Origin of the sequence: Bordetella hinzii LMG 13501 (assembly GCF_001548475.1) — a bacterium.
Lineage (GTDB): Bacteria > Pseudomonadota > Gammaproteobacteria > Burkholderiales > Burkholderiaceae_B > Bordetella > Bordetella hinzii.
Map to the genome: position 1 here is coordinate 1 of NZ_LRUJ01000067.1, position 10,951 is coordinate 10,951.

Annotated in this window: 12 protein-coding genes; 9 read left to right on the forward strand and 3 right to left on the reverse strand. The window is 67.7% G+C overall.

What is annotated here, in order from left to right:
- Positions 1 to 84 precede the first annotated feature (84 nt).
- The 4 genes from pap to nhaA all read left to right on the forward strand — a co-directional run bounded on the left by pap (position 85) and on the right by nhaA (position 3,832).
- The gene (gene pap / locus AXA74_RS23135; RefSeq protein ID WP_029579819.1) at positions 85 to 1,551 is read left to right on the forward strand and encodes a polyphosphate:AMP phosphotransferase; all 1,467 of its coding nucleotides are present in this window, start codon (positions 85 to 87) and stop codon (positions 1,549 to 1,551) included.
- Positions 1,552 to 1,586: 35 nt separating this feature from the next.
- On the forward strand, positions 1,587 to 2,036 hold the full coding sequence (locus AXA74_RS23140; protein ID WP_029579820.1) for a GNAT family N-acetyltransferase: 450 nt from the start codon (positions 1,587 to 1,589) through the stop codon (positions 2,034 to 2,036).
- Positions 2,033 to 2,497: an HIT family protein gene (locus AXA74_RS23145; RefSeq protein ID WP_029579821.1), complete on the forward strand. Its 465-nt coding sequence runs from the start codon at positions 2,033 to 2,035 to the stop codon at positions 2,495 to 2,497. Before AXA74_RS23140 ends, AXA74_RS23145 begins: the two co-directional genes overlap by 4 nt.
- Positions 2,498 to 2,641: 144 nt before the next feature.
- Positions 2,642 to 3,832, forward strand: a complete 1,191-nt coding sequence (gene nhaA / locus AXA74_RS23150) for a Na+/H+ antiporter NhaA (protein ID WP_032979239.1) — start codon at positions 2,642 to 2,644, stop codon at positions 3,830 to 3,832.
- Here nhaA and AXA74_RS23155 read toward each other — a convergent pair.
- Both AXA74_RS23155 and AXA74_RS23160 read right to left on the reverse strand, forming a co-directional pair.
- Complete coding sequence (locus tag AXA74_RS23155; RefSeq protein WP_029579823.1) at positions 3,794 to 4,210, reverse strand: hypothetical protein; 417 nt, start codon at positions 4,208 to 4,210, stop codon at positions 3,794 to 3,796. The two genes, nhaA and AXA74_RS23155, sit on opposite strands and share 39 nt — an antisense overlap.
- The gene (locus AXA74_RS23160) at positions 4,207 to 4,638 is read right to left on the reverse strand and encodes a transcriptional repressor (protein ID WP_029579824.1); all 432 of its coding nucleotides are present in this window, start codon (positions 4,636 to 4,638) and stop codon (positions 4,207 to 4,209) included. The genes AXA74_RS23155 and AXA74_RS23160 overlap by 4 nt, the downstream gene beginning before the upstream one ends.
- 204 nt (positions 4,639 to 4,842) lie before the next feature.
- Between AXA74_RS23160 and AXA74_RS23165 the strand changes: the two genes are divergently transcribed.
- Positions 4,843 to 5,499 carry a helix-turn-helix transcriptional regulator gene (locus tag AXA74_RS23165; RefSeq protein WP_029579825.1) on the forward strand — a complete coding sequence of 219 codons (657 nt, stop codon included), beginning with the start codon at positions 4,843 to 4,845 and terminating at the stop codon, positions 5,497 to 5,499.
- Here AXA74_RS23165 and AXA74_RS23170 read toward each other — a convergent pair.
- A complete protein-coding gene (locus AXA74_RS23170; protein WP_032958534.1) occupies positions 5,486 to 6,958 on the reverse strand; it encodes an MFS transporter in 1,473 nt (490 codons plus the stop codon). The two genes, AXA74_RS23165 and AXA74_RS23170, sit on opposite strands and share 14 nt — an antisense overlap.
- Before the next feature lie 84 nt (positions 6,959 to 7,042).
- On the opposite strand from AXA74_RS23170, the gene AXA74_RS23175 reads away from it, so the two are divergent.
- From AXA74_RS23175 to AXA74_RS23190, 4 genes are all read left to right on the forward strand, one after another.
- A complete protein-coding gene (locus AXA74_RS23175) occupies positions 7,043 to 7,915 on the forward strand; it encodes a LysR family transcriptional regulator (protein ID WP_029579827.1) in 873 nt (290 codons plus the stop codon).
- Positions 7,916 to 7,923: 8 nt separating this feature from the next.
- On the forward strand, positions 7,924 to 8,646 hold the full coding sequence (locus tag AXA74_RS23180; RefSeq protein ID WP_185843245.1) for a 5'-methylthioadenosine/adenosylhomocysteine nucleosidase: 723 nt from the start codon (positions 7,924 to 7,926) through the stop codon (positions 8,644 to 8,646).
- A 22-nt stretch (positions 8,647 to 8,668) separates the two neighbouring features.
- The gene (locus tag AXA74_RS23185) at positions 8,669 to 9,427 is read left to right on the forward strand and encodes a uracil-DNA glycosylase (RefSeq protein WP_029579829.1); all 759 of its coding nucleotides are present in this window, start codon (positions 8,669 to 8,671) and stop codon (positions 9,425 to 9,427) included.
- A gap of 228 nt (positions 9,428 to 9,655) precedes the next feature.
- A partial coding sequence (locus AXA74_RS23190; RefSeq protein WP_155680921.1) for a DEAD/DEAH box helicase occupies positions 9,656 to 10,951 on the forward strand: 1,296 nt, incomplete at its 3' end.

Sequence of the window (10,951 nt, forward strand, 5' to 3'; positions counted from 1 at the left end):
GCTGAACCGCCTCTAGCGCCTCTTGCGCGCTCAAGCAATATCCCGCAACATCGGCCGGTCGATAGACAGACCGGAGCCGGAAACATGTTCATGGAAGCGCAAGCCGACCCGATCCTCCCGAAAGAGGATTACAAGGCATGCGAGCGCCGCCTGCGCACGGCTCTGCTCAAGGCGCAATACGACCGCCTGAACCGGGCCGACCGGACACTGCTGATCGTCGTGGCCGGCATCGATGGCGCGGGCAAGGGGCAGACCATCAACCTGCTCAATGACTGGATGGATCCGCGCCATATCCATACGCTGGCCTTCGGCGAGCCCGACGAGATCGAATCCGAGTTTCCGCCGTATTGGCGCTACTGGAACGCCATGCCGCCCAAGGGCGAGACGGGCATCGTCTTCGGCTCCTGGTATGTGCCGCTGCTGCGAGAGTGCTATCGCAAGAAAGCCCGGCCCGAACGGGTGGAAGCGCTGGCGGCCCAGATACGCCGCTTCGAAGGCATGCTGACCACCGAAGGCGTCCAGATCGTCAAGCTCTGGTATCACTTGTCCGCCAAGGCGCAGGCCGATCGCATCAAGCGGCTGAACGCCAGCCCGGAAACCTCGTGGCAGGTGTCGCCCGACGACTACCAGGTGGCCAAGAAATACGGCCGCATCTGCGACGCCGCGCACATCGCCCTGGCGCACACCGACGCCGACCACGCGCCCTGGGTCGTCATCCCCAGCGCCGATGACAATCTGCGCGTGGTGCGCACGGCCGAAACCGTGCTGGCCACCATGAAGCGGCGGGCCATTCCGCTGGTCGCGCACGCCGGCCTGGACCGCCCCCGCCCGGGGCCGGTGGCCGACCGGCTGGCCGGGCTGGACTACGAGGCGCGCGAAGACAAACAGGACTACGAAAGCGAACTCGGCCTGCTGCAGGGCCGCCTCGCGCGCGCGGTGCGCAGCGAAAAATTCCGCCAGCGCTCGCTCGTGCTGGCTTTCGAGGGCCAGGATGCCGCCGGCAAGGGCGGCGCCATCCAGCGCGTGGTGCAGGCCCTGGACGCCCGGCAATACGACATCACGCCCATCGCCGCGCCGCTGCCCCACGAGCTGGCCCGGCCCTATCTCTGGCGCTTCTGGCGCCATATGCCGCGCCAGAACCGCATCGCCATCTTCGACCGCAGCTGGTATGGCCGCGTGCTGGTCGAACGGGTCGAGAAACTCACGGCGCCCGGTCTTTGGCGCCGCGCCTACGCCGAGATCAATGATTTCGAGCGCCAGCTCACCGACAACGGCGCCATCGTCATCAAGTTCTGGCTGGCCATCACGCAGGACGTGCAGCTCGAGCGCTTCAAGGAGCGCGAAAAAACGCCCTTCAAGCGCTACAAGATCACCCCGGACGATTGGCGCAACCGCAAGAAGTGGCAAGAATACGCACAGGCGGCCAACGAAATGCTGGCCCGCACCGATCTGCCCCACGCCCCCTGGTATCCGATACCAGCCAATGACAAACGCTACGCGCGCCTGCAGGTGCTGCGCCACATCGTCGAAACCCTTGAACAACAACTCTAGGGCCCGTCCCTGGACCTTTCTGGAAGAGATACATCATGAGCTCGCTTGATATCCGCCCCGTCTCCCCGGCTGACTTCGACGTCTGGCTGCCCTTGTGGAAGGGCTACCAGGCCTTCTACAACGTCGACATCGCCGATGCGGTCACCCGCGTGACCTGGGAGCGCTTCCTGGATCCCGCCCAGCCCATGCACGCCGCGCTGGCCTATGACAACGGCCGGGCCATCGGCATGGTGCACTGGATCTACCACCGCTCCACCTGGACCGCGGGCGACTATGTCTATCTCCAGGATCTGTTCGTGGCCCAGGATGTGCGCGGCAAGGGCGCCGGCCGCGCGCTGATCGAGCATGTCTACCGCGACGCCGAAGCCAATAACGCCGCGCGCGTCTACTGGCTCACCCATGAAACCAATCACACCGCCATGCAGCTGTACGACCGCATCGCGGACCGCTCCGGTTTCATCCAGTATCGCAAGGTGCTGGCTTGAGCACTCGCGATCCGCACTGCCCCTTGTGCCAGACCGAGGGCGGCGAACGGCTGTGGCAAGGCCCGCATCTGCGCGTCGTCGACGCGCAGGATCCCGACTATCCCGGCTTCACGCGGGTCATCTGGAACGCCCATCTGCCCGAGATGACCAGCCTGTCCACGCATGGCCGGGACCTGCTCATGCGCGCGGTCTACGCCATCGAGCAGGCGCAGCGCGACACCCTGCAGCCCGACAAGGTCAATCTTGCCTCGCTGGGCAATATGGTCCCGCACCTGCATTGGCATGTGATCCCGCGCTGGCGCGAAGACCGCCACTTTCCCAACGCCGTCTGGGCGCCGCCGCGCTTTGCCGCCGGGGCCGAGCCAGCCGATTTCCTGGCCCGGCGCGAAGCGGTGCGCGCGCGCCTGCAGCGCTACCGGGACCGGCTCGACGAGGTCATGAACGCCCTGCTCTGGCACTGATATCGGCACAAAAGCCCGTAACCTCGTCGTATTTCCTCGGAAAATCTCATTTTGTCCGAGTCGTTCAGCTAGAATTCAGCTAATTTCCCGCTGATCCAAGGGCGGCCCCACAGGCCGCCCTTGTCCTTTATCAAAGCGAACGCCGTGTCCCATTCCCGCCCCAAGTCCTTTCTGCACGCTTTTTTTGCATCCGAGGCCCTGGGCGGCTACATCCTGATGCTGGCCGCCCTGCTGGCGCTCTGGGCAGCCAACTCGGCCTGGGCGCCGGACTATTTCGGCCTGCTGGGCACCAAGCTGGGCTTTCACATCGGCCCGGTCATGCTGCGCGAGAGCGTGCAGCACTGGATCAACGACGGCCTGATGGCCATCTTCTTCCTGCTGGTGGGCCTAGAGATCAAGCGCGAAATGCTGGATGGCCAATTGCGCGGCCTGTCGCGCATCGTGCTGCCCGGGGTGGCGGCGGCCGGCGGCATGCTGGCCCCGGCCCTGATCTATCTGGCCGTCAACGCCGGCAACCCGCAAGGGCTGCGCGGCTGGGCCATTCCGGCGGCCACCGACATCGCTTTCGCGCTGGGCATCCTGGCGCTGCTGGGCAGCCGCGTGCCCACGTCGCTCAAGATCTTCCTCACCGCGCTGGCCATTCTCGATGACCTCGGCGCCATCGTCATCATCGCCCTCTTCTACACCGCCCAGCTCAATGGCTTCGCGCTGTCCATGGCGGCGGCCCTGCTCCTGTGCCTGGTCGTCATCAATCGCCTGGGCGTGGTGGCGCTGCTGCCCTACCTGGCCATCGGGGTGCTGCTCTGGTTCTTCGTGCTCAAGTCCGGCGTGCACGCCACCCTGGCGGGGGTCGCGCTGGCGCTGACCATCCCCCTGCGCCGCCATGGCGATCCCTCGCCGCTGCACAGGCTCGAACACGCCCTGCATCGCCCGGTGGCGCTGGTCATCGTGCCTATCTTCGGCTTTGCCAACGCCGGCGTGTCCTTCGCCGGGCTCGGGCTGGACGCGCTCACCGCGCCCGTGCCCCTGGGCATCGCGCTCGGGCTGTTCCTGGGCAAGCAACTGGGCGTCTTCGGTTTCTCCTGGCTGGCCATCCGGCTGGGCATCGCCAGCCTGCCGCGCCAGGCCAGCTACCGCCAGCTCTACGGCGTGGCGCTGCTGTGCGGCATCGGATTCACCATGAGCCTGTTCATCGGCGCGCTGGCCTTCGACAGCCCGGACGCCATCGACGCCACCAAGATCGGCGTGCTGGCCGGCACGCTGTGCTCGGCCATCGCCGGCTATCTGCTGCTCCGCTCAGGCGGCCGCCCCGTCGACACCCAGGCCGGCCATTAGCCGGCGCGCGGCCAAGCGGGCCTCGACCATGCTCTGGACCACCACGAACGGGAAGTCAAAGGCCCGCGTCATTTTCTCGGCCTGCTTGCTCGCGCGCTCATAGCCCGAGATATCGGGCTTGACCGCCACATAACCCCGGCTGGCCCGGCGGATGCGGTGCATGTTCTCGGTCTGCCATTGCACCATGCGCTTGCGGTCCTCGTGCGCGATGGGGGCATCCAGGTCCAGGGTCACCAACACGAAGGGCTCGGGGCTGGCCACCAGTTGCTCCATCTCGCGCACCCAGGCCTCGGCGTAGCCTTGCGGGGCGCCATGATGCCGCGTCAGCACCAGGGGAAATTGCGTCAGATCGTGATATTGAAAAAGCACGGGGTTCATTCAAAGACTCCTTTGATCGCGTCGCGGCACCGCGCGCAACGCCCATACAGCGACAGGCTGTAACTCTCCAATGCGAAGCCATGCCGGCGCGCGATGCGCCGGGCCTGTTCGGCAATGGCGGCATCGCTGCTCTCTGCCACCGCGCCGCAGCCGGTGCACACGAGATGGTCGTGGCGGCCCTTGGCGGCCAGCTCAAACACGCTGGTCTGCGCATCGAACTGGCTGCGGGCCAGCAGGCCGGCATGAGCCAGCTGGCCCAGCACGCGATAGACGGTCGCCAGGCCGATATCCACGCGCTCGCCCAGCAACTGCCGATAGACGTCGGCCGCGCTCATGTGGCGGTCCGGATAGCGCTGGAATATGTCCAGGATCTTCAAGCGCGGATAGGTCGCCTTCATGCCGGCGCCGTGCAAGGGGGACTGGTCCATCGGGGCTCTCCTGATAATGCCAACTTAATGAGAATGATGTACATTTTCATCCCGGAGCACTAACGAAAAGCCGTCAACAACTTGCGCAAAACCGCCAACCTGTCTTTGCCGCCCGATCCGCAATGGCTGCTTGAGCCTCACCACGTCCTGAGCGAGCGCCAACCGCGGGGCATGGAGGTGCTGCCGCACTCTCATCTCGACGGCATGTTCCTGCTGGTGCAAGAAGGCCTGATGCTGCTGCATAGCGGCGGCGCTTTCACCTCGCTGGCCCCCGGCCGGCTGGGCTGGATCCCGCCGGGCGTGCAACTGCAGGCACGCTGGTTTGGCCGCGCGCGCGGCACCGCCATGTTCGTGCGCGCGCATGCCTGCGCCAGGCTGCCGCCGCGCACCTGCAGCTGGCAGGCCACCGCGCTCATCGAAGCGCTGTTTCTGCGGCTGGCCCAATGCGCCACGCTGGCCGACGGCCACGCCCGCGGCCTGTTCGAGGTCATGACCGAGGAACTGCGCCTGAGCGAAACCGAGCGCCTGTCTCTGCCCTTGCCGCATGACGAGCGTCTGCGCGACCTGGCGCATGCCTTGCTGGCCGCGCCCGACGATGCGCGCGGCATCGACGCCTGGGCGCGGGCCTTCAATATGTCGGAGCGCACGCTGATGCGGCGTTTTCGCGCCGAGACCGGCGTCACCCTGGGCCAATGGCGCGCCCAGGCCCGCATGCTGCGGGCGCTGGAACTGCTGGCCCAGGGCGAGCCGGTCACCCAGGTGGCGCTGGCCGTCGGCTATGAAAGCACCAGCGCCTTCATCGGCATCTTCCGCGAGCAGTTCGGCGTGACGCCCAGCCGCTACGCGGCTAGCGGCGGTTGAAGACCACCAGCAAGGCCGAGCCGACCAGGATGGCCGTCACGGCCAACATCACCGCCACAAAACCCATATCGAACGCTTCCTTGGCCGCCGCCACCCATTGCCGCCCGGCCTCGGCAGGCAGCCGGCCGGCCGCCAGCAAGGCCTCGTCCAGGCTGCCGCGCGCGGCCGCGGGCATGGCGCCCGGCAGGGTCCGCGCATAGACACCGGACAGCAAAGACCCCATCAGCGTCACGCCGAGCGCGCCGCCCAGTTCATACGACACTTCCTCGATGGAGGCGGCCATGCCGGCGCGGTCGGCCGGCGCGCTTTGCATGATGGTGCCGGAGGCGGCGGTCATGGTCGCGCCGATGCCCAGCCCCATCAGCGCCAGGGCGCTCACCTGCGCGGCCAGGGATCCCTCGTAGACCAGCAGATAGGCGCCCGCGCCCAGACCTGAGAGCAGCAAGGCGCCGGCCAGCATGCGGCGCTCGCCGGCGCGCGGCAGCATCCAGCCGGCCAGCGGCCCGGACACAAAGGCCGCCACCGGCAAAGGCAGGAGGTAGACCGCTGCCTGCAGCGGCGAGAAGTCCAGCACCAGCTGCAAGCGCTGGGTAAACACCAGCTCCATGCCCAGCAAGGCGGCGGCGGCGAAGACGGCCGCCGCCACCGCCGAGCAGAAAGTGCGGTTGCGGAACAGGCTGAAATCGATCAAAGGATGGGCCATGCGGCGCTGGCGGCGCCCAAACACCCACAACATGCCCAGGCCGGCCAGCGCGGCGGCGGCCGCCGCGGCCAGCGAAGGCTCGGGCTTGCCCAGTTCCTTGAGGGCATACGCCGACAGCACCAGGCCGGCCATGACCTGCAGCGAGCCCTTCAGGTCCCAGGGCGTGCCGCCCAGGCCAGCCCCGCGCGGGATGAAACGCCAGGCCAGCGGCAGGGCCAGCAGCACGATGGGCACATTGACCAGGAAGACCGAGCCCCACCAGAAGTGCTCCAGCAGAAAGCCGCCCAGCACCGGTCCGACCGCCGCGCCGCCCGAGGCCACGGACGCCCACACGCCGATCGCCATGGCGCGCTCGCGCGCATCGATGAACGTCAGGCGGATGATGGACAGGGTGGCCGGCATCATCATGGCCGCGCCCAGCGCCAGCAGGACGCGCGCGGCGATGAGCGCGGCCGCGCCGGGCGCATAGGCGGCCGCCAGAGAAGCCACGCCAAAGACCGCCAGGCCGGCCATGAACATGCGCTTGTGGCCCAGGCGGTCGCCCAGCGTGCCCATGCCGGGCAGCAGGCCGGCCACCACCAGGCCGTAGACGTTCAGGATCCAGAGCTTGGCCGATGCCGAAACGGCCAGGTCGTGGGTCAAGCGGGGCAATGCCGTGTAGAGCACGGTCATGTCCACCACAATCAAGAGCAGGGCCGTGGACACCACGGCCAATACCAGCCAGCGGCTGCGGTCGGCGGTGTTGCGAGACATCATGATTCACTCCCGCCGATATTGTGTATCTACCCACTTGGGAGTTACAAGTTAAATACCATCAATTAAATTGATATATCGGCCGACATGGATTGGACACTGGAACAGATGCGGCACTTCGTCGCGGCGGCCGAGACCGGCTCGTTCTCGGCCGCCGCGCGGCGCCTGGGGCGGGCGCAATCGGCCGTCAGCACGGCCATCGCCCTGCTGGAAGCGGACCTGGGCATCTCCCTCTTTGACCGCGGCAAGCGCCATCCCGTGCTGACCGAAGCCGGCGAAGTCCTGTTGGTGGAGGCCCGCCAGTTGCTGCGCCAGGCCGCGGGCCTGCAGCAGCGCGCCCTGTCCTTTTCGGCGGGCCAGCAGGCCCGGCTGGGCCTGGCCGTGGACGAGGCCCTGCCCGACCTGGTGATGGATGCGCTGCTCGATGAGCTGTCGCGGCGCTTTCCGGCGCTGGAACTCACCCTGTTGTCGGGCACGGCCAGCGAAGTGGCCGACTATGTCGAGCGCGGGCGCGCCTCGCTGGGCCTCCATTTCGATCGCGGCGAACTGCCCGCCACGCTGGTCCATCGCCACCTCGGCAGCGTGCTGCAGGGCATTTACGTGGGCCGCGAACATCCCCTGGCCGGGCAAAACGGGATCGGCACCCAGGATCTGGCCCGCCATCGGCAGCTGGTGATGCAAATGGACGACCGGGTGGATATGATCCTGAGCCCGACCACTTGGCGCGCCGACAGTTTCTACAACATCGCCGCCATGGTGGCCGACAACCTGGGCTGGGCCATCCTGCCGCTGAATATCGCCGAATACCACGGCTACCGCAGCCATTTGGTGCAGGCGCCCTGCCGCGACCTCAGCCTGCCGCCCCTGGGCTTGCGCGCGCTCTGGCGGCAGGGCAGCGTGCCGGGCCCGGTCGCCCTGTGGGTCCAGCAGCGCATGGATGAACTGCTGCACCGAGACTGAAGGAGAACATCATCGCCATAGGTATCCTGGCCGCGCTGGCCGACGAAATCCGCGACCTCATCGAGGCCATGGCGCCTGGCGCCCAGGTGCATCGCATCGGCATGCGCGACTATCACCATGGCCTGCTGCACGGCCATGAATGCGTGATTGCGCTCACGCGCGTGGGCAAGGCCGCGGCAGCGGCCACCACGGCCACGCTGCTGCAGCGCTTCGAGATCGACCGCGTCATATTCACCGGCGTGGCCGGCGGGCTTCATGCCGAGGTCCAAGTGGGGGACGTGGTGATCGGCACCGAGGCCCTGCAGCATGACATGGACGCCCGCCCGCTCTTTCCGCGCTACGAACTGCCGCTGCTGGGGCTGGCGCGCCTGCAGGCCGATGCCGAGCTCAGCCGCCAGCTGGCCCACTGCGCCGAACGCTTCCTGCGGGGGCGCGCCAGCCGCGTGCACCGAGGCCTGATCGCCACCGGCGACCGCTTCGTCGGCGACGCCGATACCGGACGGGGCCTGCGCGCCAGCCTGCCCGATGCCCTATGCGTGGAGATGGAAGGCGCCGCCGTGGCCCAGGTCTGCCATGAGTTCGGCGTGCCCTGGGCGGTCCTGCGCACCATCTCCGACCATGCCGACCCGCACGCCGACATCGACTTCCTGCAATTCCTGCGCGAGGTGGCCAGCGTCTATTCCAGCGGCATCCTGAGCCACTATCTGCGGACCTGGCCGCTGGCCCGCTGAGGCTTGTGCCACAATCGCCGCCATGGCTATCGATAATCGCTTGCTTCCCCACGCCCTGGCCGCCCAGGTGGCCGGATTGCCCGCCGAGTGGGCCCAGGTTCTCGCCGCGCCGCGCGTGGCCCTCGCCCTGGACGGCGTCATCCGCCACGTCGAGGCGCGGCTGGCCGAAGGCGCAACCATCTACCCGGCCACGCCGCTGCGCGCCCTGTCGGCGCTTGCGCCCTCCGAGGTGCGCGTGGTCATCCTCGGCCAGGACCCCTACCACGGCCCGGGCCAGGCCCAGGGCCTGGCTTTTTCGGTGCCCGACGACTGCAAGTGCCCGCCCAGTCTGCGCAATATCTTCAAGGAAATCGGGCGCGACTATGCGCTGTCCGGCACACCGGGCCATGACCTGAGCCCGTGGGTCGAACAGGGCGTGCTGCTGTTGAACACCTCGCTGACGGTCGAGGACGGCCAGCCCGGGTCGCACGCCAAAAAAGGCTGGGAGACCGTCACCGACGCCATCTTCGCCCGCGTGGCCCAGGATCCGGCGCCCAAGGCCTTCCTGCTCTGGGGCGCGCATGCGCAGGCCAAGACCGCCCTGCTGCCGCCCGGCCATCCGCATCTCGTGCTGACCGCCAACCACCCTTCGCCGCTGTCGGCGACCCGGCCTCCGGCCCCGTTTATTGGCTGCGGACACTTCCGGCTGACCAATGATTGGCTGGCAAAACAAGGTCAAACCCTGATTGACTGGACGAGAACTTTCAAAAAAAACCCCCATCAAGCCGAATTTCGGTTATGATCGCCGCACTGCACCAATAGATTCGGCATTTTTCTTTCGCCTTTAGGCGCCCTGCAGTCGATGCCCGTGACGGGCCCCATGCCGAACTTCATCGATTCCTGACCTCTTTCCTTTCGCCCCGCAGGCCGCTGTCCGATGCCTGCAATCCGCGCACGGTTGATTCGGTCGGCACGATGCTTCCATCAACCGCTGCCTGGTTCCGGGGCTGATTTCCTTTGCCCGCTGCCCATGCCTCTGCGCCGCCCTGCGCGGCAAGGAAACGTTATGTCTTTCGAAGACCTGGGCCTGTCGCCCAGCATTCTCTCCGCCCTGCAAACCGCTGGTTTCACCGAGCCCACCCCGGTGCAAGCCGCCGCGATTCCGCGCGCCCTGGCCGGCGCCGACCTCATGGTCTCATCGCAGACGGGCAGCGGCAAGACCGCCGCCTTCATGCTGCCGGCCCTGAACCGCGTCGCCGGCCTGTCGCCCAACAAGGGCGTGGGCGTGCAGATCCTGGTGCTCACCCCGACCCGCGAACTGGCGCTGCAAGTCGCCGACGCCACCGCGACCTACGGCGCCAACCTGCCGGGCCTGCGCGCCACCACCGTGGTGGGCGGCGTGCCTTACGGCGCCCAGCTCAAGGCCCTGTCGCGCCGCGTCGACGTGCTGGTGGCCACGCCCGGCCGCCTCATCGACCACCTGAAGGCCGGCCGTGTCAAGCTGAGCACTGTGCACACCCTGGTGCTCGACGAAGCCGACCGCATGCTGGACATGGGCTTCATCGAAGATATCGAGACCATCATCGAGCGTCTGCCCGAAAGCCGTCAGACGCTGTTGTTCTCGGCCACCCTGGACGGCAGTGTCGCCCGCCTGGCCGAAAAGATGATGCGCGAACCCGAACGCATCGAGATCGCCGGCCACCGCGACAAGCACGCCAACATCACGCAAAGCCTGCTGTACGCCGACGACGCCTCGCACAAGATGCGCCTGCTGGACCATCTGCTGCGCGACACGCGCCTGGACCAGGCCATCGTCTTCACCGCCACCAAGCGCGGCGCCGATGACCTGGCCGACCGGCTGGCCGAACAAGGCTTCGCCGCCGCGGCCCTGCACGGCGACATGAACCAGCGCCAGCGCACCCGCACGCTGACCCAGCTGCAGCGGGGCCAGGTGCGCGTGCTGGTGGCGACCGACGTGGCCGCCCGCGGCATCGACGTGCAAGGCATCAGCCACGCCGTGAACTTCGATCTGCCCCTGCAGGCCGAGGACTACGTCCACCGCATCGGCCGCACCGGCCGCGCCGGCCGCGATGGCCTGGCCTACACGCTGGCCGTGCACTCCGAGCGCCACAAGGTCCGCCGCATCGAACACTACATCGGCCAGACCATCACGCCCGAAACCATCGCCGGCCTGGAGCCCCAGCGCAGCCCGCGCCCGGGCAATGGCCCGCGCTTCGGCGGCAACAAGCGTCCTGGCGAGCGCCGCTACGGCGACCGTCCCCAGCGCGACTTCGGCGATCGTCCCCAGCGCAGCTTCGGCGATCGC